The 26,019-nt window shown below is 32.0% G+C and carries 26 protein-coding genes; 10 read left to right on the top strand and 16 right to left on the bottom strand.

The features are described 5' to 3' along the window. Position 1: 1 nt before the first annotated feature. The 7 genes from dnaJ (at position 2) to OS191_RS06560 (ending at position 8,101) form a co-directional block, all read left to right on the top strand. The gene (gene dnaJ / locus OS191_RS06590; protein ID WP_267154935.1) at positions 2-1,135 is read left to right on the top strand and encodes a molecular chaperone DnaJ; all 1,134 of its coding nucleotides are present in this window, start codon (positions 2-4) and stop codon (positions 1,133-1,135) included. Between the two features lie 288 nt (positions 1,136-1,423). Then, positions 1,424-2,350, top strand: a complete 927-nt coding sequence (locus tag OS191_RS06585) for an ABC transporter ATP-binding protein (protein ID WP_267154934.1) — start codon at positions 1,424-1,426, stop codon at positions 2,348-2,350. A gap of 1 nt (position 2,351) precedes the next feature. Beyond that, a complete protein-coding gene (locus OS191_RS06580; RefSeq protein ID WP_267154933.1) occupies positions 2,352-3,665 on the top strand; it encodes an ABC transporter permease in 1,314 nt (437 codons plus the stop codon). Between the two features lie 6 nt (positions 3,666-3,671). Next, complete coding sequence (locus tag OS191_RS06575) at positions 3,672-4,565, top strand: mechanosensitive ion channel family protein (protein WP_267154932.1); 894 nt, start codon at positions 3,672-3,674, stop codon at positions 4,563-4,565. Positions 4,566-4,590: 25 nt separating this feature from the next. Then, on the top strand, positions 4,591-5,754 hold the full coding sequence (locus OS191_RS06570) for a sigma-54-dependent transcriptional regulator (RefSeq protein ID WP_267154931.1): 1,164 nt from the start codon (positions 4,591-4,593) through the stop codon (positions 5,752-5,754). A 20-nt stretch (positions 5,755-5,774) separates the two neighbouring features. Continuing rightward, positions 5,775-6,656, top strand: a complete 882-nt coding sequence (locus tag OS191_RS06565; RefSeq protein WP_267154930.1) for a PPK2 family polyphosphate kinase — start codon at positions 5,775-5,777, stop codon at positions 6,654-6,656. Between the two features lie 68 nt (positions 6,657-6,724). Then, positions 6,725-8,101, top strand: coding sequence for a M20/M25/M40 family metallo-hydrolase (locus OS191_RS06560; RefSeq protein ID WP_267154929.1), 1,377 nt, complete (start codon positions 6,725-6,727; stop codon positions 8,099-8,101). 69 nt (positions 8,102-8,170) lie between these two features. Here the strand turns inward: OS191_RS06560 and OS191_RS06555 are convergent, their stop codons facing one another. From OS191_RS06555 to OS191_RS06500, 12 genes are all read right to left on the bottom strand, one after another. After that, positions 8,171-8,941 carry a hypothetical protein gene (locus OS191_RS06555; protein WP_267154928.1) on the bottom strand — a complete coding sequence of 257 codons (771 nt, stop codon included), beginning with the start codon at positions 8,939-8,941 and terminating at the stop codon, positions 8,171-8,173. 119 nt (positions 8,942-9,060) lie between these two features. Next, positions 9,061-10,113, bottom strand: coding sequence for a proline iminopeptidase-family hydrolase (locus tag OS191_RS06550; protein ID WP_267154927.1), 1,053 nt, complete (start codon positions 10,111-10,113; stop codon positions 9,061-9,063). A gap of 140 nt (positions 10,114-10,253) precedes the next feature. Next, entirely contained in the window at positions 10,254-10,826 is a 573-nt protein-coding gene (locus OS191_RS06545) for a nuclear transport factor 2 family protein (RefSeq protein WP_267154926.1), read from the bottom strand. Between the two features lie 533 nt (positions 10,827-11,359). Next, on the bottom strand, positions 11,360-11,629 hold the full coding sequence (locus tag OS191_RS06540; RefSeq protein ID WP_267154925.1) for a hypothetical protein: 270 nt from the start codon (positions 11,627-11,629) through the stop codon (positions 11,360-11,362). Positions 11,630-11,704: 75 nt separating this feature from the next. Next, on the bottom strand, positions 11,705-12,637 hold the full coding sequence (locus tag OS191_RS06535; RefSeq protein ID WP_267154924.1) for an ester cyclase: 933 nt from the start codon (positions 12,635-12,637) through the stop codon (positions 11,705-11,707). A 68-nt stretch (positions 12,638-12,705) separates the two neighbouring features. Beyond that, positions 12,706-12,816: an SDR family oxidoreductase gene (locus tag OS191_RS06530; RefSeq protein ID WP_267154923.1), complete on the bottom strand. Its 111-nt coding sequence runs from the start codon at positions 12,814-12,816 to the stop codon at positions 12,706-12,708. A gap of 162 nt (positions 12,817-12,978) precedes the next feature. Further along, positions 12,979-13,386 (bottom strand): nuclear transport factor 2 family protein, encoded by a 408-nt coding sequence (locus tag OS191_RS06525; RefSeq protein WP_267154922.1) that lies wholly within the window; start codon positions 13,384-13,386, stop codon positions 12,979-12,981. 169 nt (positions 13,387-13,555) lie between these two features. Further along, positions 13,556-14,083 (bottom strand): RidA family protein, encoded by a 528-nt coding sequence (locus OS191_RS06520; RefSeq protein ID WP_267154921.1) that lies wholly within the window; start codon positions 14,081-14,083, stop codon positions 13,556-13,558. A gap of 7 nt (positions 14,084-14,090) precedes the next feature. Beyond that, positions 14,091-15,029, bottom strand: a complete 939-nt coding sequence (locus OS191_RS06515; protein ID WP_267154920.1) for an NAD-dependent epimerase/dehydratase family protein — start codon at positions 15,027-15,029, stop codon at positions 14,091-14,093. A gap of 142 nt (positions 15,030-15,171) precedes the next feature. Continuing rightward, positions 15,172-15,588, bottom strand: coding sequence for a hypothetical protein (locus OS191_RS06510; RefSeq protein WP_267154919.1), 417 nt, complete (start codon positions 15,586-15,588; stop codon positions 15,172-15,174). Between the two features lie 175 nt (positions 15,589-15,763). Then, a complete protein-coding gene (locus OS191_RS06505) occupies positions 15,764-16,507 on the bottom strand; it encodes a LytR/AlgR family response regulator transcription factor (RefSeq protein WP_267154918.1) in 744 nt (247 codons plus the stop codon). Position 16,508: 1 nt separating this feature from the next. Beyond that, positions 16,509-18,527 carry a tetratricopeptide repeat-containing sensor histidine kinase gene (locus tag OS191_RS06500; RefSeq protein WP_267154917.1) on the bottom strand — a complete coding sequence of 673 codons (2,019 nt, stop codon included), beginning with the start codon at positions 18,525-18,527 and terminating at the stop codon, positions 16,509-16,511. Positions 18,528-18,755: 228 nt separating this feature from the next. On the opposite strand from OS191_RS06500, the gene OS191_RS06495 reads away from it, so the two are divergent. Next, on the top strand, positions 18,756-19,775 hold the full coding sequence (locus OS191_RS06495; protein ID WP_267154916.1) for a T9SS type A sorting domain-containing protein: 1,020 nt from the start codon (positions 18,756-18,758) through the stop codon (positions 19,773-19,775). A 189-nt stretch (positions 19,776-19,964) separates the two neighbouring features. Then, positions 19,965-21,155, top strand: coding sequence for an ADP-forming succinate--CoA ligase subunit beta (gene sucC, locus OS191_RS06490; RefSeq protein WP_267154915.1), 1,191 nt, complete (start codon positions 19,965-19,967; stop codon positions 21,153-21,155). Between the two features lie 72 nt (positions 21,156-21,227). Here sucC and OS191_RS06485 read toward each other — a convergent pair whose 3' ends face one another. Together OS191_RS06485 and OS191_RS06480 are read right to left on the bottom strand one after the other, a co-directional pair. Then, complete coding sequence (locus OS191_RS06485; RefSeq protein ID WP_267154914.1) at positions 21,228-21,926, bottom strand: phosphoadenylyl-sulfate reductase; 699 nt, start codon at positions 21,924-21,926, stop codon at positions 21,228-21,230. Between the two features lie 68 nt (positions 21,927-21,994). Beyond that, positions 21,995-22,261: a DUF1456 family protein gene (locus OS191_RS06480; RefSeq protein WP_267154913.1), complete on the bottom strand. Its 267-nt coding sequence runs from the start codon at positions 22,259-22,261 to the stop codon at positions 21,995-21,997. 224 nt (positions 22,262-22,485) lie between these two features. Between OS191_RS06480 and OS191_RS06475 the strand changes: the two genes are divergently transcribed. Further along, positions 22,486-22,887, top strand: a complete 402-nt coding sequence (locus OS191_RS06475) for a TerB family tellurite resistance protein (RefSeq protein WP_267154912.1) — start codon at positions 22,486-22,488, stop codon at positions 22,885-22,887. Between the two features lie 84 nt (positions 22,888-22,971). Here OS191_RS06475 and uvrB read toward each other — a convergent pair whose 3' ends face one another. Both uvrB and OS191_RS06465 read right to left on the bottom strand, forming a co-directional pair. Further along, positions 22,972-24,975, bottom strand: coding sequence for an excinuclease ABC subunit UvrB (uvrB, locus tag OS191_RS06470; protein ID WP_267154911.1), 2,004 nt, complete (start codon positions 24,973-24,975; stop codon positions 22,972-22,974). 44 nt (positions 24,976-25,019) lie between these two features. After that, on the bottom strand, positions 25,020-26,019 hold a 1,000-nt coding region (locus OS191_RS06465), incomplete at its 5' end, for a T9SS type B sorting domain-containing protein (protein ID WP_267154910.1).

Here is a 26,019-nt window from a genome sequence, read left to right as displayed (position 1 = left end):
GATGGCAAAACGAGACTATTACGAGATTTTAAATATTGAAAAAAGCGCCACTACTGCCGAAATTAAAAAGGCATACAGAAAAAAGGCTCTAAAATATCATCCTGATAAAAATCCGGACGACAAAGAAGCCGAAACAAAATTTAAAGAAGCAGCTGAAGCCTACGAAGTTTTAAGTAATGCTGATAAAAAAGCACGTTACGACCAGTTTGGACACCAAGCCTTTGATGGTAATGGTGGTTTTGGTGGAGGAAATGGCATGAATATGGATGATATATTCAGTCAGTTTGGTGATATTTTTGGAGGAGCCTTTGGTGGAGGTGGCGGAGGTTTCTCTGGTTTTGGAGGAGGCTTTGGCGGCCAGCAACGTCGTGTTAAAGGTAGTAACTTGCGTATTCGTGTTAAGTTAACTCTTGAAGAAATTGCTAATGGAGTTGAGAAAAAAGTAAAAGTAAGAAGAAAAGTTCAAGCTAAAGGTACTACTTATAAAACATGTAGTATGTGTAATGGATCTGGACAAGTAACACGTGTTACCAATACTATACTAGGACGTATGCAAACGGCTACCACTTGTACAACTTGTGGAGGAGCAGGACAATCTATTGATAAAAAACCAGAAGGAGCTGATGCTCATGGTTTAATGGCTAAAGAAGAAACGGTTTCTATAAAAATTCCAGCAGGAGTTGTGGAAGGAATGCAGTTAAAAGTATCTGGAAAAGGTAATGAGGCTCCTGGAAATGGTGTTTCTGGAGATTTACTTGTGGCCATTGAAGAAGAAAAACACGATACTTTACAACGTGAAGGAGATAATTTGCACTACGATTTATACATCAGTTTACCAGATGCTGTTCTTGGAACTTCTAAAGAAATAGATACAGTTACTGGAAAGGTGCGTATTAAAGTAGAAGCAGGAGTACAGTCTGGAAAAATATTACGTTTAAGAGGTAAAGGGATTCCTAGCATTAATGGATATGGAAAAGGAGATCTTTTGGTTCATGTTAATGTTTGGACACCTAAAACCTTAAATAAACAACAAAAAGACTTTTTTGAAACAATGAAAGACGACGAACATTTTGCGCCAAAGCCAGAAAGTTCAGACAAATCCTTCTTTGAGAAAGTAAAAGATATGTTTTCTTAAAAGATAACAACTTCAATGAATCCGTCTAATTAGACGGATTTTTTCGTTTTTAAAACAACATATTTATAGCTTACTTCCTTTTGTTTATTAAAATTCACTATCTTTGAAATATCACTATTTTTAAATAGTGGTTTTTTTCTTTTTCATAGCAATTTTTTCCCATCCTAGAATATATTATATTTTAGGGTGGGTTTTGTTTTTTTAAAGCATTCAATAAATAGGTTTATATAAAGGTTTACTTCGCAACATTTAATATATTTACAATTCTATCTTAAATAACGAACTTGTATGAATAACTTATTAGAAGCAGATTCGGTTTCTAAAAAATTTGGAAATTTTACGGCGCTTAATCAAGTGTCTATATCTGTGCCTAAAGGAAGTATTTTTGGATTATTAGGTCCAAATGGAGCAGGTAAAACAACTTTAATTCGTATTATAAATCAAATTACCATGCCAGACCAAGGACAAGTCATTTTAGATGGAGAGCCCTTGCAAACACATCATGTTAAGGATATTGGTTATTTGCCAGAAGAACGTGGATTGTACAAATCCATGAAGGTTGGAGAGCAAGCTATGTATTTAGCTCGATTAAAAGGTCTAAGTAAATCTGAAGCAAAAAAGAGATTAAAGTATTGGTTCGAAAGATTGGATATTGGAGATTGGTGGGATAAAAAAATACAAGAGCTCTCTAAAGGAATGGCTCAAAAAATACAATTTATAGTAACGGTTTTACACGAACCAAAATTATTGATTTTCGATGAACCTTTTTCCGGTTTCGACCCTATCAATGCCATCCTGATTAAAGATGAAATTCTAAGACTTAGAGAAAATGGCGCCACTGTTATTTTTTCAACTCACCGTATGGAATCTGTTGAAGAATTGTGCGACCAAATAGCTTTGATTCATGAATCCAATAAAATATTGGATGGAAAATTAACAGACATAAAAAAAGAATTTAAAACCAATACGTTTGAAATTGGGATTAGAGCTTCAAATAATTTGTTACTAGAAAAAGAATTGTCTGAAAAATTCATGGTCTCACCAGCCAATTTTAAATCTCTTGGAGATGATTTAAAATTAAATGTAAAACTTTCACAAAACGATATTCCTAACGATTTGTTGAGTTTTCTAACTTCAAAAGGAGACGTGTCTCATTTTGTAGAATTAATCCCGAGCGCAAACGATATTTTCATTCAAGCTATAAAGAACAATTAATATGAATCATTTAGCATTAATTATAGAAAGAGAATATTTAACTAAGGTTAAAAATAAATCGTTTATAGTTATGACAATTTTAAGTCCAATCATCATGATTGCGCTTATAGCTGTTGTAGCTTATCTTTCACAAATTAATAATAACAAACTACGAACCATTTCAATTTTAGACGAATCTGGAATTTTAAAAAGTTCATTTGTAGATACTGAAACTGTAACCTATCGTATTTTAGAAAACGTATCGCTTGAAGAAGCCAAAATTAAAGTCAATAAAAATGAAGAATATGGCTTATTGTATATTGAGAATTTTCAGGATATTGATAAAGTGGGCGAACATATCAAGTTTTTTTCCGAAGAATCTCCTTCATTAACACTTATGTCTGCTTTAGAAAGTAAATTAGAAAAACAACTTACAGATTTAAAACTAGAATTTGAAGGTGTAGATGTTGAAAAAATTAAAGCCTCAAGAGTTCGAGTTAATATAGGTCAAGAAAGTTTTATTGGTGAAAAAACTTCTAAAATTGACAGTGTAGTCAAACTTATTTTTGGTGGTCTAGCAGGTTATTTACTGTTTATGTTTATCATTATTTATGGAAACATGATTATGCGAAGTGTGATTGAAGAAAAAACTAGTCGTATTATAGAAATTATTATTTCTTCGGTAAAACCTATTCAACTTATGTTGGGTAAAATTATTGGAACCTCGTTGGCAGGAATTACCCAATTCGTTATTTGGATTATTTTAGGAGGTGTTTTAATGTCTGTTTTTTCTTTGGTTTTTGGTATTGATCTAGTTCAGCCACAACCTGGTCAACAAGAACTGTTAGACCAAGCCATGCAAAATCCAGATGTTAATGCGGAAATTCAGAATATTGTAACTGCATTTTACAATTTGCCTATAACTAATTTAATTTTTGCTTTTATCCTGTTTTTTATTGGAGGTTATTTATTGTACAGTTCTTTATATGCAGCTATTGGAGCAGCAGTAGATAACGAAACGGATACACAACAATTTTTGTTGCCAATTTTAATGCCATTAATCTTGGCAGTTTATATAGGTATTTTTACCGTAATTGAAGATCCACATGGAACGGTATCAACCGTATTTTCATTTATTCCTTTTACTTCTCCAGTTGTCATGCTTATGCGCATTCCGTTTGGTGTTCCAATCTGGCAACAATTATTGTCTTTCGCTTTATTGGTTGGAACGTTTATATTCACAGTTTGGTTTGCAGCTAAAATTTATCGTGTAGGTATTTTAATGTATGGTAAAAAACCTACTTATAGAGAATTACTTAAGTGGATAAAATATTAATATAACATGCAAAACCAGTTAGAGGAAATAGAAGATATTGTAACAGAAAGTGGTATTTGGGAAACCTTTTTAGATATTTTAGGAACTGTTTTGTATGTTAATGAAGCCAAAACCATTAGAATTACAATTGGACTCATCTTACTTGTTTTTGTAATATATACTCTAACGACCATCGTTCTAAATTTTGTTAAACGTGTATTTACAAAAAAATTACCCAAAGCTGATAAAGCAAAATTTAATACTGTCTTTTCTTTTGCAAGGTGGCTTATTTATTTGGTGGTTTTACTAGTTGTTTTCGATAATTTAGGTGTCAATGTTACAGCTATTTTTGCTGCTTCGGCAGCCTTGTTAATAGGTGTTGGTTTAGCTTTGCAAACGTTATTCCAAGATATTTTATCTGGTGTTTTTATCTTAATTGATCAAAGTTTGCATGTAGGAGATATTATTGAAATTGATAATAAGGTTGGTCGTGTTGAGGAAATTAAACTTCGTACCACTCGAGCCGTTACTATAGACAATAAAGTGTTAATTATACCTAATCACTTATATTTAACTAATAGCTTATATAATTGGACACAAAATGGAGTGTCAACCAGAGAAAGTGTTTCTGTTGGAGTTGCTTATGGAAGTGATGTGCAATTAGTCAAGAAATTATTGTTACAAGCAGCCAACTCTCATGCAGAGGTTATAAATCCAGAATCTACATCGGTTTTATTTACAGATTTTGCTGATAGCTCTTTAAATTTTAAATTGATATTTACTCTAAACGATAGTTTTAAGGCCCAATTTCCTGCTAGTGATATCAGGTTTGAAATTGACAAGCTTTTTAGAGAACATAATATCAGTATCCCATTTCCACAAAGAGACATTTATATCAAATCTCATACAAAGGATCAATAGTTAAACATAAAGAAAACAGGAAGATATGCCAAGAATATTAATAATAGAAGATGAAGCAGCCATAAGACGTGTATTGGTTAAGATACTTTCAGAAGAAAATAACACTTACCTAGTGGATGAGGCTGAAGATGGTTTAATAGGAATTGAAAAAATAAAAAACGAAGATTACGATTTGGTTTTATGCGATATTAAGATGCCAAAAATGGATGGTGCTGAAGTCCTTGAAGCTGCAAAGAAAATAAAGCCAGAAATTCCAATAGTCATGATTTCTGGACATGGCGATATAGATACTGCCGTTAATACTATGAGATTGGGCGCTTTCGATTATATTTCGAAACCCCCAGATTTAAACCGTTTGTTAAACACGGTTCGCATTGCTTTAAACAGTAAAGAGTTGGTAGTTGAAAACAAAAGACTTAAAAAGAAAGTAAGCAAAAATTACGAAATGATTGGAGAAAGTGAAGGCATATCTAACATAAAAAGTATGATAGATAAAGTAGCTCCAACAGATGCTCGTGTTTTAATTACTGGACCAAATGGAACAGGAAAAGAGTTAGTTGCACATTGGCTACATCAAAAAAGCGAGCGCTCTAATGGTCCTTTAATTGAGGTGAATTGTGCTGCTATTCCTTCAGAACTTATAGAAAGCGAACTATTTGGTCATGTAAAAGGAGCGTTTACAAGTGCTGTAAAAGATCGTGCAGGGAAATTTGAAGCAGCTAATGGAGGAACCATTTTTTTAGATGAGATCGGAGACATGAGTCTGTCTGCTCAAGCCAAAGTATTGAGAGCCCTTCAGGAAAGCAGAATTCAACGTGTTGGGAGCGATAAAGATATTAAAGTAGATGTGCGTGTGATAGCTGCAACTAATAAAGATCTAAAAACTGAAATTGAGGAAGGAAGATTTCGCGAAGATTTATATCATCGTTTAGCAGTTATTTTAATCAAAGTTCCTTCTTTAAACGATAGACGAGAGGATATCCCTTTATTGATAGAATATTTTGCTGAAAAAATTTCAGACGAACAAGGCTCTGTTAAAAAATCATTTTCTACTAAGGCCATAAAAATGCTACAAGATTACGACTGGACTGGAAATATTCGAGAACTTCGAAATGTGGTTGAGCGTTTAATTATTTTAGGTGAAAAAGAAGTTGGAGAACAGGATGTTAAAATGTTCGCTTCAAAATAATTCTTAAAAATCCATACCTCATGAAAAAAATTGATATCAAGCAGTTTAAAGCAAGTAAACCTATTCTTTTAAAAGAGATTCCAACATCTTTCGACTTAGATGCCGATACCGAAGAAATAGAAAAGAAGCTTAGAAAAATTAGAAAAAAGTTAGCAAAACTTCAAGATACCATGTATGCTCATAGAAAATATGCAGCTTTAGTCTGTTTACAAGGCATGGATACAGCTGGTAAAGACAGCTTAATTCGTGAAGTTTTTAAAGATCTTAATGCTAGAGGTGTCGTGGTGCATAGTTTTAAAGTACCAACACCTTTAGAATTGAAACATGATTATTTATGGAGACATTATATTGCTCTCCCTGCACGTGGAAAAGTAGGGGTTTTTAATAGAACACATTATGAAAACGTGCTGGTAACTCGTGTACATCCAGAATATATTTTAGGTGAAAATTTACCAGATGTCACAACCCTAGAAGATGTAAACGACGCCTTTTGGGACAAACGTTTTGAACAAATTAATAATTTTGAAAAACACATTGCCGAAAACGGAACCATTATTTTTAAATTCTACCTCCACCTTTCTAAAGACGAACAAAAAAACAGATTGCTTCGTAGATTAGATAAAGAAAATAAAAACTGGAAATTCTCACCAGACGATTTAAAAGAACGAAAACTTTGGGACAATTACCAGGTGTGTTATCAAGATGCCATCAATAGAACATCCAAACCTCATGCACCTTGGTTTACTATTCCAGCAGATGATAAACCTACAGCGAGATATTTAGTCGGAAAAATTATTCATGAAACCTTAAAACAATATCAAGATATTAAAGAGCCAGAATTAGATGATGATATAAAAGCCAATTTGGAGCTTTATATAAAGCAGCTTCAAGGAGAACAATAGAACTTTTATTATCTCTTTAACAACTTGATTTTTCTATTAACAGTATCTTTATTTCTAAAACTCAACTCATGCGATTTACCATTTTACTTTTCAGTTTATTTATTGTTTTAAACACATCAGCTCAAACAGATGCTGAGGTTATAAAAAATATTTATAAAACCTCTCTAACAAATGGACATAGTTACCAATGGTTAGATTATTTGTCAAACCAGATTGGTGGACGATTGTCGGGATCTTTAAATGCTGAAAAAGCAGTAGCTTATACTAAAGAAGAACTTGATAAACTAGGTTTAGATAAAGTTTGGTTACAACCTGTAATGGTTCCAAAATGGGTTCGTGGTGCACCAGAATTTGCTTTTATTGAATCGTCTTTTGGCTCTACGACTAATGTGAATATTTGTGCACTTGGTGGTTCTATAGCAACCCCTTTTGGGGGAATTAAAGCACATGTAGTTGAGGTTAAAAGTATGGAAGAATTAGGCGCCTTAGGAAAGGAGAATATAGAAGGAAAAATTGTTTTTTTTAATAGACCTATGCAAGCAGACGTCATTCAAACTTTTGAGGCTTATGGAGGGTGTGTCAATCAGAGGTATTCTGGAGCTTTAGAAGCTGCAAAATATGGGGCTGTTGCCGTCTTGGTGCGTTCGTTGAGTTTGCGTCAAGACAATTTTCCTCATACTGGAAGCATGACTTATGGAAATTTACCCTTATCTCAACGAATTCCTTCAGCAGCTATTAGCACTAACGATGCAAATACTTTAAGTAGCATGTTGGCTTTGAATAAAGATGTTAAGTTTTATTTTAGTCAAACTTGTAAGCAGTTAAACGATGTGCAATCTTATAATGTCATTGGTGAAATTACAGGAAGTCAGTTTCCAAACGAATATATTATTGTGGGAGGCCATTTAGATTCTTGGGATTTAGGAGATGGTGCTCACGACGATGGCGCAGGAGTTGTGCAATCTATGGAAGTATTGCGCTTATTTAAAGAAAATGGTATTAAACCAAAACGAAGTCTTCGAGTGGTGTTGTTTATGAATGAAGAAAATGGACTTCGAGGCGCCACAAAGTATGCTGAGGTTGCCAAACAAAAAAACGAAAAACATATTTTTTCTTTAGAAAGTGATGCTGGTGGTTTCACGCCACGTGGATTTAGTTTTGATTGTAGCGATGCTAATTTTAATCAAGTATTAGGCTGGAAAGATTTATTTAAACCTTATTTAATTCATTATTTCGAAAAAGGAGGCAGTGGAGCAGATGTGGGACCGTTAAAGACAGATAACAATGTGTTGGCTGGTTTAAGACCAGATTCTCAACGTTATTTTGATTATCATCATGCTGCTAACGATACATTCGATGCCGTTAATAAGCGTGAATTAGAATTAGGCGCAGCTACCATGGCTAGCTTAGTTTACCTGTTTGACACCTATGGTTTAGTTAAATAGATTTTCATAGTGATGGTTATAATTTGTTTTAATTGGGTAAGTAACATTTCCATCTTCTGTATTCCTAGTTTAGGAACTTAGATTGCTTTCTTCAATCTCTAATTGTTTTCTCAAAGTTTTATCCAAATCCTGTAAAAGTAAGGTGAAGCTTTCTTGTCTAATGGTTTGCGTTTGATAGCCTTCCAATTTATAAGTTAATAAATTCCAAAGCTCTAAGTTGTTTAATAAATGGTCGTATTGGGTTTCTGGACCACCTGCAACAAGTAGTTTTTTACGATTTGGGAAAGCAACTTCTGAATAATTTATCCATTTATTGATAAAAGGCTCAACAACTAATTGGTGCTGATTATTGTTGTAATCATGAACTTGATTGATGTTTGATAATTGCTGCTGAAGTTTTCTAAGTAATTTAACGGTTTGCTTACTTTTTACTTTAAGAGTGTAATCTTTACTTAAAAACTCTTTAACCATTGGAAACTCAAAACTTTGGCTTCTTACAGTTACTAAAGGACCTAAATTATCTTTTAAATAAATAATGGAATCCATATTTTTAGTATTTAATATATCTAAGCACCTTTTTGTCATGATAATTAAAGAATCTGTTTGCTTTTTTTTTGCTTTACCCACAGCAATTGCTGGAGTAACTTCATGATAGATGTTTACAAAATATTCTTCAATATGCTTTTGTTCCACATAGTCTTGATACCATCCATATATTGCTAAAGCTAATAAAATACCAACTTTTACCAATAATATTTCTACAAGTCTATTTTTAAGAACTTTCCCAGATTTGTCATCGCTCTTTTTATAATCAACCAGTTGCTTAACAAGTTTTGCCATCTTTGTCTTAATTTTAAATAGGACACTTTTTATTAAGGTTGTGGTGCCTTAAAAGTTTTAAAGTTAATAAAATAGATGAGTAAAATTGAGAAAATAAAAAAGTTTATTCCATGAAATAATTATTCAAATGCACCAGAGTCTACATCTTTTATAAACGATATTAGACCTTTAAAATATATTTTTTGATCGTCGTATTGTGAGACATGGCTTCCATTTGGACATAGTAAAAAACGTCCATTGGGAAACTCGTTAGCCATCCATTCCATATATTTTGGATCCATGGTGTCATACGTGGCGCCAATGGTTAAGGTTGGTGTTGTAATGGTTTTTAACCTATCGGATACATCCCAACCTTTTAAAGTAGCGTTTCCAGTTACGCCAAATTCGCTATAGCCTTGCATATAGATGTAAATATTTGGGTTTAAATGTTTAAATGCACGATTTATAGATTCAGGCCAGGAATCTATAGGCATACGTAATACATGTTTTGTATAGTAATTATTTGTAACGAGTTCAAAATATCTAGGATTTTCAAAATCGTTATTAGCTTCAAGTTCTTTAATCTCATTATAGACTTCTTGAGGCAGTTGAGGTCCTAAAACTTCGGCAGCATATTTTTCGTATTCTGGAATACTTGCCATCATATTCGAGATAATTAAGCCTTTTAAATTGTCTTGATATTTTAATGCATATTCCATAGCAAGAATGCCTCCCCAAGATTGCCCATATAGATAAAAGTTACTGTTATCCATATTTAAGGCTTTTCGTACTTGTTCTACTTCTTCAACAAAATGTTCTGTTGTCCAAAGTGTAGAGTCGTTTGGCTTATCACTATAATAAGAATCTAATTGATCGTAATACACATATTCAATCTCTTCATTTGGGAAATAGCCATCAAAACATTCAAAGAATTCGTGTGTGCCACCTGGTCCTCCATGAAGCAATAAGACTTTTATTTTTGGGTTGTTTCCAACCCGTTTTGTCCAAACATTAAAAGTACCTTTTGGTGTAGAAATAGGTATCATATTAATGCCTCCTGTAAATTGATCCTTATTGTTGGAGTAATCCATATAAGTAGATGTGCAATTTGTATCAGGGGCTGAAACATGTTTTTCCTGACAAGCAAAACATAGAGCTAAGAAACAAAAGCAGATAAGTATATTTGATTTCATAATAGTATTTGTGTTTATATGTGCCTTCTCTATTTCAATAAACAGATGAGTTTTATTATCAGGCTAGGCTATTATTTGGTACAAAGAATACCTTTCAATAATATTAAAAGGTTCTACAAAAAGTTGAGGTTATTGAATTATTATTCTAGATCGTCAATCTCCTCTATTTCAACAACCTCAATAATGTCTTCTACTTCAGATTTTGTTTTAACATTGTCTGAAACAGTTTTTTCTGCTTTCATTTTTTCTAATTCTAAAAGTACTCTAGAGGAATCCCAATACCCAAATTCTGTAACAATTTTTTTATCGATAAATTGATAAGTAATATGCACTGGAATTGTAATTTGTTTGTTGTTCCCTTCTAGATTTCCTTTTAATAAACCCCAAAAATTAACCCAAGATTTTCCATTGTTATCTTCAATCATTTCGTATTCTCTGTTTTCATCTTCAAAGGCACGTGTGGAAAAACCTACATCGTGATTTATATGAAAACTTTCTAGATCTTTAGGTGAAAGAATATTAGACCTGGAGTTATAGTAAATATGTGCTGTGTCGTTGTAGTGAGACATTAAATTTTCCCATTCTTGATAATTATAGTCGCTAATAGCTGCTTTAACAATTTCTATTTCATCTGAATCTTGTGTGTAACGATGTTGTTTTTTACAAGATGGAAACATGAACAAAAGACAGCCAATTAAAATAAAATTTTTCATGATTTTGGGTTTTAAGTTAATAATTAAAGTTCTGTTTAACAGGATGACTTTTTTGAATATTATAACAAAGAATGCCATATTGAGTTAAACAACATGGTTGTTAGAGAGTCATCTTCAATTAATAGCAAAAAGGGCTAGATGCTATTAAAATAAAAAATACTTGAGTAATAGCTTGATTATAAATAGCTAGTACTCAAGTAAAAATACAAAATTAATGTGAATGTGTTCTTACAAGAATGAATTTTCTTTAAGTCGAAAAATAAGTCTATAGGATTAGTATTATAGAACTTCCTCGGTTGTCCAGGCTTTTATTTTGCATTAATCCTAACTTAATTCCAGTAAGAATTGCGCCATCACAATCTTTTACCATATTCTAATCTACCCACTCTAGATCACCTTTTTGCATGCAATCCATTCTTTAATAAGTTTAGTATCTTAATCTAAATGATGCCTTCATTTTAAATAATTTCTATTCTTAAAAACAAAACGAATAAACAACTGGAGCGTAAGTATACCCTATTTAAAACAGTACCTTAAACCTTTACTGGCATGGACAGGGTAATTGGGTCCAATACAGTATGTTTATTTTTAAAAGTTTCGGTAGAAGGGTCTTTTAAAATCGCATGAAACTTGTCCATATCAGTGACTTCAATGATCATTGCTACAGAATTAGGATCATCTGCATCTTGAAACGTTTTAATGTCTGATATTGCAGTTTTAAAAATGTCTAGTCTGTCTTGGTGTCCTTTGAGCCACGTGTCGATATTTCCTACTTTGTGTCTGGTGATGATTGTTGTTTTCATATTTATAAAGTTTAAATAGTTTTGCTTACTCTATTCGGTTTTCGGCTTTCCCGTATTTTTATAATGCAGTTGGGTTTAATTCTCCATTCCAATTTTAAGTTGTTGCTGATATTCTTCGGCATCAAAATAGGCTTTTGAATCTTGAATGAATCCTTCCTTATTTATAGTCCACTCTTCAAATCCACTAATTTTTACTTTATTTCCAGTTCCATTAGCTCCGTTATTTGTTCCATTTAATGTCCAATAAAATCGTGTTTTGTCCGAATTAGTAATTAAACTATCCATTGAAACAACCAAATCTGGAAAATTGTACATAAATCCTTTTACGACATTTGTTATCGCTTCAGTTCCTATTGCAGGTGAGTCATCATTTATCTGTAGAACGCCATCTTCTGCAAAAAAGGATGAGACAAAATTTGGTCTTTGGCTGCACCATACTTGTGCATAACTCTTGGCAAAAATCTCCAAATCAAATTTTTTTAATTCTTCTGGTAAGCGTGTATTTGTGAATGAAATGTTCATGAATTTCCATGCATCATCTTCTTTAATTAGAGTGAAATTGTCAATGTTATTTGTTTTGGGAACACCATATTTATACAAAGTAGCATCAGCCCAAACAAAAGCAATTTGTCCTTTATTTATAAGGATTTTGTATTCATTCACGGGCTCATAAAAGGGCTTCCGATCTCGGTTTTTTTGTGTTTCAAAATATTCACCAATTGTGATGATGGAATTTTTCGAGACTCTATCTCGAATTATTGCACTTGCTAGATTTGCCTTGTCTGAAACTATGGATTCTAAAGTCTGAAAGTCAGAATTACCCACAGCAAATAAGAGCTTCTCTACAATGGCTTTTAGTTCTTCTTCCTCTGGATTAGGTATTGCTTTTTTTATTTCTGAAGTGGACTTTTCAGATACTTCAGATTTGTTATTCTTTGGCTTGCAACTGATACTACATACAAAAAGTACAATAAGTAATACTATTTTATTTCTCAAAGTTATATTCATAACTGCTTGGTTTTATAACTGCTTATAGTCTCGGTTATAGTAGTTGAGTAATCTAATTTTTAGATGTTTTACATTGTTAATGTAAGTCCGCCATCAACTGTAAGTGTTGAGCCACTTATACAACTTGCTTCTTCAGAACAAAGGAATATAATGGAATTTGCTATCTCCTCTGGTTTCAATGTAAGCGACTAAACTATCAAGTTTTTCCTTTCTGCGAGCAGCTACGACTACATGTGCACCTCTTTCGGCGAATGCTTATGCTGTGACTTTTCCTATTCCACTACTTGCTCCAGTGATGAGTGCGACTTTGTTTTTGATTGTTTACATAATATATCTTTTACTTATTTAGTTTCCGCATCAGCCAACTTCTTAGTATCCACATACTGCTGAAATTTCACAATTTTACCAGCTTCTAAAGTCCAGAAATGTGCAGCTTGTGCATTGTAAGCTTTTCCTGTTTCTTTGTTTTTAGCATTATATCTTAAGGTAGCCAATACCTTATTATTACTCATGTCGTGAAGTTCAATATCAGCAAGATTAAAATATTCATGATTAGCTCCAAGCCGTGCAAAAACGCCATTTAAAATAGCATCTGGTCCTATGTATGGATTGCCATCTGCCATGGAATTACTTTCAGCTTCTTTCCATTCAATTTTAGGATTCATACTGCCTAAAACTGTCGGGATATCACCCGTTGCAAAGGCTTTGTATAAATTGTTAATGACTTGGATGTTTTGATTGGTGCTCATAATTATTGATTTTAGTTATTAGTTTTAGCCATTAGGATATATTCTTATTTAATATGGTTTTATCGATTTCAATTTTTAACTTTCATTATTCATTATTCATTATTCATTATTCATTATTCATTATTCATTATTCATTATTCATTATTCATTATTCATTATTCATTATTCATTATTCATTGTTTTGTTTATGTACTTCTAGTTCTATCTCAATCATAAATTCTGGAATTGCTAATTCTTTAACGCCTAACCAAGACCCTGTAGGGAATTGCTTTTTGTAAATTTCTGCTCGATAACCAGCAAATTCTAAAAACTTCCCCATATCTGTAGTAAATATGTCTTCCTTTACCACATCATCAAAGGTGCAACCGTAATGGTTTAGAATTCTTTCTAAATCAGCATAACAGTTTTTCATTTGCTGTTCAAAATCACCAATAGCAGTTGGATTGCCTTCATTGTCCATACTAACGGCTCCCGATACTTTTATTGAGTTTCCAATTTTTACAGCATGCGAATAGCCATAGGCTTTTTCTACTTCTGGGCGTAACATAAAATAGTCTGGTGTTTCATCTAATACTACTTCAACAGGTTGAGATTCTGGTTGAGTAGTTTCAGCTTTTGGTTCTTCTTTACAGCTGGTTAATGAAGCAATCATTATAATTGTTAAGAATCCTAGTTTTAAAAAGTTTACATTTTTCATTGTTATTTTAGTTTGAATAATTATTTAAAGTTGATTTTACGGAACGAAAAGGTAATCCTAAATCGCGCTCAGCAAGTTGATTTTGATAGATGATTTTTGGTGGGTTTTTTGGCTCTTTATTGTTTAGCATTAGGTTGATGTCTGAAACGGTATAGGTTTCACTGCTTAACAAATAATTTTTTCCGTGTAGTCCTGAAATAGTGGCTGCTTTATAAGTGGCAATTGCCACATCTTTTACATTAACAATGGCCATTTCAGTATTGGTATCATAAAGCATTTGTATAAATGGGTTGGGAGCCAGATTATTTTTTATTAAGTATTGTAAACCTGTTGAGGTGGAATCTTCTCTTTGTGACATGGATTTGCCGAAAACAGCAACTGGTGATATACTAGTGATTTCAAAATTAAGTTGTGGATGAGTTTTAATAAACTCATTAACTACTTGATTAGCTAGAAATTTAGCTTGCGCATAGGGATGACTTTCTTTACTTAAAAAAGGTGTGTCTTTCTCGTTAAAAGTATCTGATGCTTTTTTGTTTCCAGCAGATAAGGGAAAGTTAGTGTTAAATGCAGCAACAGATGCGATGAATACCACTTTCTTTATAGTTGAATTATTTTTAATGACTGACAAGAAATTTTCGGTTCCTTTAATGGTTGGATCTAGTAATTCTGTTTTTGCATCTTTAAAATCTAACTGAAAAGGAGTGCCACCATGAATTATTATATCGCAGTTTTTCACAAAATCTTCTAGAGCTACTTTATTTGTAACATCTAATTCGCAAATATGTAAATGATCTGAGTTCTCTAGATTCATTAAGTGTTGATATTTTTCTTCTTTTGAAATATTTGTTGTAGACACTTTTACTTCAAAATTATTATCTAAAAATATTTTGGTTATGAAGCTTCCTATAAAGCCTGAACCTCCTATAATACCTACGTTTTCCATTGTAACAGATTTTATATAGTGTGTTTTAAAAATTGAACAAGTAGAATAGCTATATAAATTAGTTATTATTACACTAAAATTTCCCTATGAAACTATAGCTATTCGTTTTTTTAAACTTATCTACTTGTCGCTTTTATGTTTTTTAATCTAAAAATTTGATGATTATTTCGTTTTGAATGAGCCAAGTATGTTGAAATTCTTGATGTTTTATTATTCCTTGTTCATAATTTTTTCCTGAGAGATATCCTCTAACTAGAATGTTGTCTTTTTCTATCTTTGTTATTAGAGCATCATTAAAAATGATGAATTCCCAATCGCTCTTAAAATCAGTAATAACATCACTTATAATAGTTGAATTTAGTATTGAAGTTTCTTTATCAATATTTAATAAACTGTTCTTTGAAACAGGGTTAAAAATGTATTTGAAACTTGATACTTCATTAGAAATTAAACGAGTATAAATTTCTTCTACGGTAATAATATGGTCTTCTTGAGTTTGAGATTTTACCAATTTTGGCATAAACAAAAAATAAGCTAATGTTGCTATGAATAAATTCAAGTGTTTCATAATACTATGAATGAGTAATTGTGATAACTAAGTAAGTTATTAATACAACTATTTAAAAGCGATGTAGGACGAAGTAGTGGTTTTAATGTCCGAAAACAGGTATTTACTTATCTAAGAAAATTATTAATTTCTATTAAGTTGATATATAGTACTATTGAAATTGTAATTAGATAGTATGTAAGCGTTTTAGGAGTTCAGATTTTAATTGCTTGCTAATAGGGATGGCTTTTTTAGAAACAACTACATGAGTAGTTGCAATTTCATCTATTTTTGAAATATTGACAATAAAGGAACGATGGATTCTTAGAAAATGATCTTGAGGTAGTTTTTGGTCAATATCTTTTAAGGTGGTTACAATTAGATACTCTTTACCTTTAGAATAAATACGACAATAATTTCTTTCGGCTTCTATATAAAGAATGTCTATAATACAAATTTTGACCATTTTTTCATGATGGCGTACAAAAATACAATCGTTTAAAACTAGTGGTTCTTCAGTATTAACAATAGGTTTTTTTGACTGCTTATCTTCGTTTTTTAATAGGTTCGTAGTTATTTCTATGGCACGTTGTAGATCTAGTTTTTTAAATGGTTTGGAAATAAATGCATATGGATTAGTTGCTTTGGCTCTATTGAAGTTAATGTCGTCTGCATTTGCAGTTAAATAAATTATAGGAATATTAAAATCCTGTTGCATTAAAATGGCAGTTTCAATACCATCCATTTCTCCTTTTAAATTAATGTCCAATAAGGCAATATCTGGCTGGTGTTTTTTAATGTGGAGAAGTGCTTCCTCTCCACGAGGAATAATACCTGTCACTTCATAACCTAATGAAGAAAGCTGCAAAGATATATTTGCAGCAATAATCATTTCGTCTTCAACTATTAATATTTGTATTGGAGAATTCATTTTATGCAGCGTGTTTTAATTTAAAGTGAAATAAAACGGATGTTCCATTGGTGTTGTTTTCTTCCATTTTCCCATTTAATTGCTGGGTTAATAATTTGATAAGTTGTGAGCCGAAACCAGTACCATTTGGCGAAGCACCTTCGATTTTTCCAACACCATTATCTATTACTTTAAGAGTTAAAATATCAGGCTTATCTTTTAGTAAGCTTATTTGTATATTTCCTTTTTGGTTTTCTGGAAAGGCGTATTTTAAAGCATTGGTTAATAGTTCGTTTACTATTAAACCAATTGGAACAGCCGTATCCACATCTAATTCTAATTGATCCATAGCGCATTCAATTTTCACTTGGTCTTCTCTATCAAATGTGTCCAAAACACCTTCGCTTAAGTTATTAAAGTAGTCTCTCATTTCTATACTTCCCAGATTTTGGCCTTGATAAAGTTTTTGATGAATAATCCCCATAGATTGGACTCTATTCTGGCTAGCAATCATGGCATCTTTAGTTGCAGAGTCTTCTAATTGAGCAGACTGAAGCGAAATAAGACTTTTAACTAATTCTAGGTTGTTTTTTACACGATGATGAATTTCCTTAAGGAGTAATTCATTTTGTTTATTTTTAGATTCTAATTCCAGATTTAGAACCTGTAATTTTTTACGCTTTTTCCGAATAGTCTTCATACTCGAGAACATACCAATTAAACTAAAAGTTAATAAAGCAGCAATACTTATATATAGTATTTGTGTTTTTTGTTGTTGGGATATTTTGGCCTCTTGGTTTTTAATTGTTTCTTCTTTTTTAGCTGTTTCGTATTTAGTTAATAGGTTAGACATAACTTTGTCACTTTCAATGGCTGCTGTACTATCCCTCATAACCCTTGCTTTTTTCTGATATTCAAGAGCTTTTGGGTAGTTGCCTAACTTTTCGTAAATACTACTTACGTGGTCGTAATTCTCTGTTAGGTTAGAGAGATCATTGTTTGCTTCTTGTAGTGCCACTGTTTGGAGTTGATATTTTAGAGCGTCTTCATAATTTCCTAGAAGTAAATTTACTTCCCCTAAATTAGCTGTTATAACATAAATAGCATTTTCATAATTTACTTCTTTGGCTTTTAATAAAGAGCTTTTATATTCTTTTTTTGCTTCTTGATATTTTCCCATGCGTTTTAAAGCGTTTGCTCTGTTGTTGGTGAAATTTAACACATCGTATATGGAAAATTCTTGAACTTTTGCCAAGTTGAGTGCTTTATCATAATAGTTAAATGCTTCTTGATTATTTCCCATAGCTATATTAATATCTCCAGCAGAGGTAAAAGCGTAAACTAACTCGTTTTTCAATTCATATTCATTGGATAAATCAATTGTTTTTAATGCATATTCTAAAGCTTCATGATGTCTTTCTTGCTTGTTTAAATCTTCAGAAATGCGACTATAAGCGCCAGCAATTCCAATTTTATCGTCTATTTCTTCCATAAGTGTTAAGGCCTCGAGATCTACTTTTAAAGCTTGCTCTATATCACCTTTTCTTTTATAAATCCACCCTATTTTAAAATAAGTAGTTGCTTGTCCTCTTTTATCTTTAATAGTTTTATAACCAGATAATGCTTTGTTAAAATAATAGGATGCCGAATCTAACTCTAGAAGATTAGCATGGATTCTACCTTGCATTTCGTAAAATTTAGGCTGCCATTGTTGGTTTTTAGTGTTTTCTGCAATTGCAACCCCTTGTCTTGCGTAAACAATAGCTTTTTCAATATCTGTTTGGGATTGTTCTGTTACTAATTCGCTAAGTAAATTTAATTTGATTTGATTGTCTTTTTCATTTTGAAGTAAGATTGAAAGACTATCTACTTTTTGGTTTTGACTAAAAGCAAAAGGCATGAAAGTAAAAATGAAAATCCAAAGTAGTTTTTTTAAACATGTTGTAATAAAAGTGGATTCAATAGAAAGCGTTGAATTTAGAGCACAACAAATTAATGTTGAACTACAAGGCCTGATTGGCTTAAGATTGTTAGATTTCATAAGTCTTTTAAATGCTATTAAAAAGACTTGAGGAGATTTTAAAGATAATAAAAAAATGGTGTAGCTTATATTTTTAATGCATTTAATTTAGTTGTAGGTTTTTGATTTATATTATTTTAAATGTAAATCTAACTTATCAGTAGCACTTTAACGTTAATTTTTAACGCTTAGCTTATTTTTTATTCAAAAGCATATGCTTTTTGATAGTTTTGGAAAAAACCATCAACTATGAAGACAAAATTATCTTTTTTATTTATACTATTAACTATTTTTACTTACGGTCAAACCCCAATTAGCAACTTTGATAGTGCTCCAATGACAGTTTATGCAGTTGTAACTTCAAGTGGTGCAGTAGACCAAACGGCAAGTGGAACCGCATTAACTTGGAATTTTACAGACTTAGTAGCAGATGGAACAACCACTACAGATACTTATGCAGCACCTACACCAGTAGAAATTACTAATTATCCTGGTACAACTTCTGTTTTAACAATAACAGATAACTCCATGGCTGCAAATAAAATATTTAGCCAAAACACATCAAATAACATTTCTTTTACTGGAGCAGAAAGAGATGATTTGATTTTGAGTTACACAAATAATGCTTTTATTGGAATATTTCCTATGAGTTACAATGTAAGTAATTCTGATCCGGTTTCAGGAGCTTTTACCTACAGTAATACACCCCTTGGTGCAGTTTCAGGCACATTTGCTGGAACTATTAATTCAAGTGTCGATGCTTATGGTACACTTAATATGAATGATCTTGGCGAAGGTGCTTATTCTGGTAATGTAACTCGTTTAAAGATTGTACAAAATTTAACCTTAAATGCAACATCACCTTTTCCTGTAACTGCAGAAGCTACGCAAACATCTTATTTTTATTATGATAATAGTACTAATAATTTAGTGTTTAGAACAAATAGTTTTGTTGTTGCTTTACTATCGGTTAATGAAACTATTATGGAAAGTTTTTTGCCGGAAAGCACATTAAATATTAAAGCCAATGAAGTAGCTTTAAATGAACTAAAAATCGTTCCTAACCCTGCTGGAGATTTGTTAAATATTCAGTTTAATAAGAATGAAATTATTAATTCGATAATTATTACAGACATGAGTGGAAGACAGGTGTTATCTATAAAGAACTCCTTAAATTCTATTTCAGTCTCTGAGTTAAAATCAGGAATGTATATTGCAAACATTACGACCGATAGTGGTGTTTACTCTAAAAAATTCATAAAAAAATAAATTGTAATAAAGATTTAAATAAAAAAGCGTTTTAAATACTGAAACGCTTTTTTTATATCACATATTTACTGAGAACATAATAATCGTGAATAAAATTATTGGTTAAAAGCTATAGGTTGTTTACTTTTGCAGCACAATAGATTTAAGAGATTCTTTTCTTTTAAATGAATGACAACTAATTTAATAAACATGAATTTACACGAATATCAAGGAAAAGACATATTAGCTAATTTTGGCGTACGTATTCAACGTGGAGTTGTAGCAAAAAATGCTCAGGAAGCTGTTGCTGCTGCAAAACAATTAACTGCAGAAACTGGAACAGGTTGGCATGTTATTAAAGCTCAGGTTCACGCTGGTGGACGTGGTAAAGGTGGAGGTGTTAAACTTGCTAAAAATCTTCAGGAAGTGGAACAAATTGCTGGTCAGATTATCGGTATGAATTTAATTACGCCACAAACATCTGCAGAAGGGAAGAAAGTACATCAAGTATTAGTTGCTGAAGATGTGTATTATCCTGGTGAAACTGAAACAAGTGAATTTTATGTGTCTGTATTATTAAATCGTGCTTCTGGCCGTAACATGATTATGTATTCTACTGAAGGTGGAATGGATATTGAAACAGTTGCTGAAGAAACACCACATTTAATATTTACTGAAGAAGTAGATCCTTCGGTTGGTTTGATGCCTTTTCAAGCAAGACGTGTAGCCTTTAATTTAGGACTTGAAGGTTTAGCTTTTAAAGAAATGACTAAATTTATTACAAGTCTTTATACAGCTTATGTAGCTTCAGATTCATCTCTTTTTGAAATCAATCCGGTTTTAAAAACTAGTGATAATAAAATCATGGCAGTAGATGCAAAGGTAACTATCGATGATAATGCACTTTACAGACATAAAGATTACCAAGATTTGCGTGATTTACGTGAAGAAAATCCAATAGAAGTTGAAGCAGGAGCTTTAGGACTTAACTATGTAGATTTAGACGGAAACGTTGGGTGTATGGTTAATGGTGCTGGACTTGCCATGGCAACAATGGATTTAATAAAACAAGCAGGAGGAGAACCAGCTAACTTTTTAGACGTTGGTGGAACTGCAGATGCTGCTAGAGTAGAAGCTGCTTTCAAAATTATCTTAAAAGATCCAAATGTAAAAGCCATTTTAATTAACATTTTTGGGGGTATTGTACGTTGCGATCGTGTTGCACAAGGTGTTATTGATGCTTATAAAAATATGGGGACAATCAATGTGCCAATTATTGTACGTTTACAAGGAACCAATGCCGACATTGCTAAAGAATTGATTGACAATTCTGGATTAGATGTAATGAGTGCAACTGAGTTTCAAGAAGCTGCAGATAAAGTACAACAAGTATTATCTTAAACAGATAATCTATTTATATAAAAAAAGAGCAATGTTTAACATTGCTCTTTTTTTGTGCTTTAAAATGAAAATTTATAAATGCAAGCCACATTCTGTTTTTGGGTTGTTGTTCCAACGTCCACTTCTGTCCTTGCCTGGAACTGTACAATGGCTACATCCAATAGAGTTATAGCCTTTTGCAACTAGTGGATGAAATGGTAATTGGTGTTTGTCTATATATGCATCACGTTGTTTTTTGGTAATGTCCAACAACGGATAAAATTTTAATATTTCACCACGCATTTCAAAAATATTTAAGGACGCTCTATGATCGCTTTGCCATTCCATTAGACCAGAAACCCAAACTTTGTATTGTTTTTTTATGGTTTCTAAAGGTCTTACCTTATTAATAGAACAACAGAAATCAGGATTCTTCTTCCAGGTCTCATCTTTAGTTGTAAACTCATGTTCTTCTTTAATGGCACTAATCGACTTTACATTTAAGCCATACAGTTGTTCTAATTTATCTTTATATTTTAGAGTTTCTTCAAAATGATAACCAGTATCAATAAAGAATACTTGCTGCTCTTTGTTAACTTCAGAAAATAATTTTAATAAAAAAGCTGAGGTTGCTGCAAAGGAACTCGTTAACATAATATCTTGTACATCAAAGTCCTTATAGAGTTCTTTAATGCGATTGGTTGCTGATAGCGACTTGTACTTTTTATTTAAAAATTTTATTTTTTCATCTGAAATTTCAGATGAATGAATAGTTGTAGGATGATCGAACATGTTATTTAGGACTTTTTAGTCTTATTTGTGCAATGTAAGAATAATTGACAAGCTATTAAAGGGCTTTATTATTTTTTTAAGGTTTTGTCTGTAGGTTTAGACTTAGATTCCTTTTTAGGCATAGGGCCGCGAAGATGAATAACCAAACCATTTAAAAAATTACGTAGTATTTGATCACCACATTCCATATATTTTGGATGATCTTCTTTTCTAAAGAAAGCACCAAGTTCACTTTTAGAAATCCTGAAATCAACTAATTCAAGAATTTTCACTATTTCGTCGTCACGAAGTTGTAAAGCGACTCTTAGTTTTTTAAAGATATCATTGTTAGTCATATACAATATTTTGTTGTTACTTTTTTCTCACAAGAGAGAAATAATCGATGAAATGCATTCTTTTCTTAAACATCTGATTTTTAAGTATTTAAAATTATTTTTATATAAAGCGTATAAAAATAACGATAAAATACAGATTATTTTTCGACAAGTTACAAATTATCATGGATTATCAATTATTGTTTATAAGTATCTTTATGTAGTAATATTAATCCATTCCTCTAATGATTAACAGGGTTGAAAAATTAAGCCTTTTGTCCGAAATGATTTCATTTGCAAAAAGCGAAAGTGATTTAAAACCAATTGAGTATAACTTTTTACTTGCAATTGCAAAGCAACTTGAAATCTCGAGAGAAGATTTCGATTACTTAATTGAACATCCTATAAATTATATTCATTTAAAATCGCACAGCGAACGTATTGTGCAATTTCATAGATTGGTATTGTTAATGAATATTGATGATGAGCATACACATAAAGAGAGAATTAAACTTTTTAATTATGGGATTCGTATGGGCTTAAGTCATGAATCTATTAATAAGGTTTTATACTTAATGGAAAGCTTTCCAAATAAAATTGTTCCGCCTGATGTACTGATAGATATTTTTAAGGTTCAGTATAATTAAATTCAAAATTTCAACTTTAGCTTTTTGCAAAGGCACAAAGAGTTGTTGTTACTATATTTTGAATATGACTGACATGACAGAAAATTAAACTTTTAAACCTTCCAGTTTTTCTTGGTACCCTTTTATCTCATCTCTAAATTTTGCTGCTTGTAAAAAATCTAAAGCTTTTGCAGCTTCTTCCATGAATTTACGTTTCTCTCGTATTTTCTTTTCTAGTTCGCCTTTAGATAAATATTTACTTTCAGGCTCTGCGGCTTTCATAGCCTCTAATTCATAACTATATGTGCTTACGGAGTTTTTAGATAACGCATTGTCTAAACTCTTATTTAAAGCTCTTGGTGTGATGTTGTTTTCAGTATTATAAGCAATTTGTTTTTCACGTCTGTAATTGGTTTCATCGATAGTTTTTTGCATGCTTTTGGTTATTTTATCTGCATACATAATAGCTTTACCGTTGAGGTTTCTCGCAGCTCTACCAACTGTTTGTGTTAAAGATCTTGCGGAACGTAAAAAACCTTCCTTATCGGCATCTAAAATAGCAACTAAAGATACTTCAGGTAAATCTAAACCTTCACGAAGTAAGTTTACACCCACTAAAACATCAAACAAACCAGCACGTAAATCTTGCATAATTTGTACACGTTCTAAGGTATCCACATCACTATGAATATAACGACAACGTATCTGAATTCTATCTAGATATTTTGTTAGTTCTTCAGCCATTCTTTTAGTAAGCGTTGTTACCAAAGTCCGTTCATCTTTTTCTACACGAACTTGAATTTCCTCAATTAAATCGTCGATCTGGTTTAAGCTTGGACGTACCTCAATTATTGGGTCTAAAAGTCCAGTCGGTCTAATTACTTGCTCTACATAAACTCCGTCTGTTTTTTGAAGTTCATAATCTGCAGGAGTGGCACTTACATAAATTACTTGATTTTGTAGAGCTTCAAACTCTTCAAACTTTAAAGGTCTGTTGTCCATAGCAGCAGGCAATCGAAAGCCATATTCTACCAGATTTTCTTTTCTACTCCTATCGCCTCCATACATGGCGTGGACTTGTGAAATGGTGACGTGACTTTCGTCCACAACCATTAAATAATCGTCTGGAAAATAATCAAGCAGACAGAATGGTCGTGTGCCAGGTTGTCTGCCATCTAAATATCTGGAATAGTTTTCAATTCCCGAGCAATAACCTAGTTCACGAATCATTTCTAAATCGAATTCTGTTCGTTCTTTTAGTCGTTTTGCTTCTAAGTGTTTTCCTATTTCTTTGAAATAATCATATTGTTTTACTAAATCGTCTTGAATACTTTTTATGGCTCCCTGCAAAACCTCTGGAGAGGTAACAAACATATTTGCGGGATAAATATTGACTCTGTCATATTTTTCAATGACTTCATTAGTTTGGATATTAAATGCTTCAATGTCTTCAATTTCATCTCCAAAAAAGTGAACTCTAAAAGCATGATCGTCGTAACTTGGAAAGATATCCACTGTATCTCCTTTTATTCTGAAATTTCCATGATTAAATTCGGCTTCCGTTCTAGAATATAAACTCTGAACCAATCTATGAAGTAATTTTGTTCGAGAAATAACTTGATCTATTTCAAGAGAAATAACATTTTTCTGAAACTCCACAGGATTTCCAATACCATACAAACAAGACACCGAGGCAATTACTATAACATCTCTTCTTCCTGAAAGTAGAGAAGAGGTTGTACTTAATCGCATTTTTTCGATTTCTTCGTTTATAGATAAATCTTTTTCAATATAAACCCCAGAGACAGGAATATAGGCTTCGGGTTGGTAATAGTCGTAATAAGACACGAAATACTCGACGGCATTCTCAGGGAAAAATTGTTTGAATTCAGAATATAATTGCGCAGCCAAAGTTTTATTATGTGCTAAAACCAAAGTTGGTTTTTGAACTTTTTCAATTACATTGGCCACAGTAAAGGTTTTTCCAGAACCAGTAACTCCTAATAAAGTTTGATATTTTTCTTGTGCATCAAGACCTTCAGCTAGTTGATTTATAGCAGAGGGTTGATCTCCTGTCGGACCGAATTCTGATTTTATCTTGAATTTCATAGCACAAAATTACGTAAAAAAAATGTGCATTTTCCTATTAGTAACTAGCGTTTTAGGGTAAAATGGCCTTTAAGTGCTTCTCCAGATTTTAAATTGATAAGATACCAATAATCGTTAGTTTCTAAAGGATTTCCATTATAAATACCATCCCAGCTTTTTTTCTGAGGTGATACTTGTTTTAATAATTTTCCGTATCTATTGAAAATAAAAATCTCTTCAATGGTGTTTTGATTATCTATTATTTGCCAGATATCATTGTAACCATCATCATTTGGTGTGAAAAATGGAGGAATATATATGCTGTCAATCTTTTCAATTTCAAATTGAATAGACTTAGTAACACAACCATTAACATCTTGAACATATAATGTGTGTATTCCATTTGAAAGATTATTAAAAGTAGGACTGACTTGGTAACCTGAAGAATCTACAGCATATTCATAGCTTATACTTGTATCAAACATTACAACAGTAATTGTGTTGTCGTTAATAATAATGTTTGTAGCATTAAGTGTAAAATCTGTTGCTGGATAAATAGTTATAGAAAAATCACTTTCGCTAGAACAAACATTAGGAGCAGTTCCAGTTTCATTGAAGATATAAATAGTTTGAGATGTTGAAATAGTATCCCCAGAAAATAGCTGTGTTCCTGAGCCATTAGTTTCTGTAAAATAATTCCCATTTATCAAATTTGGTAATGTGTATTCTGAACAAATAAACACATCAGAAAGAATATCTACAGGAGGTGCACCAGAAATAGTAACTGTAAAACTACTTTGGTTAGAACAGATGTTTGGTGCTGTTCCAATTTCATTATAAATATAAATGGTTTGCGTGGTTGAAATAACGTCTCCAGTATTGAGTTGGGTTTCCGTTCCATTAGTTCCAGTATAATAGGTTCCGTTTGTTAAAGCAGGTAAGGTGTAACTAGAACAACCTGAATAATCTAATAGTGAATCTACAGGAGGAGTTCCAACAATAGTTACCGTAAAACTACTTTCGTTAGAACAGATATTTGGTGCTGTTCCAGTTTCATTATAAATA

It is taken from the genome of Xanthomarina sp. F2636L (genome assembly GCF_026410195.1).
Lineage (GTDB): Bacteria > Bacteroidota > Bacteroidia > Flavobacteriales > Flavobacteriaceae > Xanthomarina.
This window is presented reverse-complemented; position numbering and strand designations above follow the sequence as displayed.

Excerpts from the sequence above, each read along its gene's own strand:
- OS191_RS06575 (WP_267154932.1), top strand. The coding sequence starts at position 3,672 with ATGCAAAACCAGTTAGAGGAAATAGAAGATATTGTAACAGAAAGTGGT.
- OS191_RS06560 (WP_267154929.1), top strand. The coding sequence starts at position 6,725 with ATGCGATTTACCATTTTACTTTTCAGTTTATTTATTGTTTTAAACACA.
- OS191_RS06545 (WP_267154926.1), bottom strand. The coding sequence starts at position 10,826 with ATGAAAAATTTTATTTTAATTGGCTGTCTTTTGTTCATGTTTCCATCT.
- OS191_RS06485 (WP_267154914.1), bottom strand. The coding sequence starts at position 21,926 with ATGTTCGATCATCCTACAACTATTCATTCATCTGAAATTTCAGATGAA.
- OS191_RS06520 (WP_267154921.1), bottom strand. The coding sequence starts at position 14,083 with ATGAAAAATGTAAACTTTTTAAAACTAGGATTCTTAACAATTATAATG.
- OS191_RS06540 (WP_267154925.1), bottom strand. The coding sequence starts at position 11,629 with ATGAAAACAACAATCATCACCAGACACAAAGTAGGAAATATCGACACG.
- uvrB (WP_267154911.1), bottom strand. The coding sequence starts at position 24,975 with ATGAAATTCAAGATAAAATCAGAATTCGGTCCGACAGGAGATCAACCC.
- OS191_RS06550 (WP_267154927.1), bottom strand. The coding sequence starts at position 10,113 with ATGAAATCAAATATACTTATCTGCTTTTGTTTCTTAGCTCTATGTTTT.
- OS191_RS06535 (WP_267154924.1), bottom strand. The coding sequence starts at position 12,637 with ATGAATATAACTTTGAGAAATAAAATAGTATTACTTATTGTACTTTTT.
- OS191_RS06570 (WP_267154931.1), top strand. The coding sequence starts at position 4,591 with ATGCCAAGAATATTAATAATAGAAGATGAAGCAGCCATAAGACGTGTA.
- OS191_RS06505 (WP_267154918.1), bottom strand. The coding sequence starts at position 16,507 with ATGAATTCTCCAATACAAATATTAATAGTTGAAGACGAAATGATTATT.
- sucC (WP_267154915.1), top strand. The coding sequence starts at position 19,965 with ATGAATTTACACGAATATCAAGGAAAAGACATATTAGCTAATTTTGGC.
- OS191_RS06515 (WP_267154920.1), bottom strand. The coding sequence starts at position 15,029 with ATGGAAAACGTAGGTATTATAGGAGGTTCAGGCTTTATAGGAAGCTTC.
- dnaJ (WP_267154935.1), top strand. The coding sequence starts at position 2 with ATGGCAAAACGAGACTATTACGAGATTTTAAATATTGAAAAAAGCGCC.
- OS191_RS06565 (WP_267154930.1), top strand. The coding sequence starts at position 5,775 with ATGAAAAAAATTGATATCAAGCAGTTTAAAGCAAGTAAACCTATTCTT.
- OS191_RS06480 (WP_267154913.1), bottom strand. The coding sequence starts at position 22,261 with ATGACTAACAATGATATCTTTAAAAAACTAAGAGTCGCTTTACAACTT.
- OS191_RS06500 (WP_267154917.1), bottom strand. The coding sequence starts at position 18,527 with ATGAAATCTAACAATCTTAAGCCAATCAGGCCTTGTAGTTCAACATTA.
- OS191_RS06475 (WP_267154912.1), top strand. The coding sequence starts at position 22,486 with ATGATTAACAGGGTTGAAAAATTAAGCCTTTTGTCCGAAATGATTTCA.
- OS191_RS06580 (WP_267154933.1), top strand. The coding sequence starts at position 2,352 with ATGAATCATTTAGCATTAATTATAGAAAGAGAATATTTAACTAAGGTT.
- OS191_RS06555 (WP_267154928.1), bottom strand. The coding sequence starts at position 8,941 with ATGGCAAAACTTGTTAAGCAACTGGTTGATTATAAAAAGAGCGATGAC.
- OS191_RS06495 (WP_267154916.1), top strand. The coding sequence starts at position 18,756 with ATGAAGACAAAATTATCTTTTTTATTTATACTATTAACTATTTTTACT.
- OS191_RS06525 (WP_267154922.1), bottom strand. The coding sequence starts at position 13,386 with ATGAGCACCAATCAAAACATCCAAGTCATTAACAATTTATACAAAGCC.
- OS191_RS06585 (WP_267154934.1), top strand. The coding sequence starts at position 1,424 with ATGAATAACTTATTAGAAGCAGATTCGGTTTCTAAAAAATTTGGAAAT.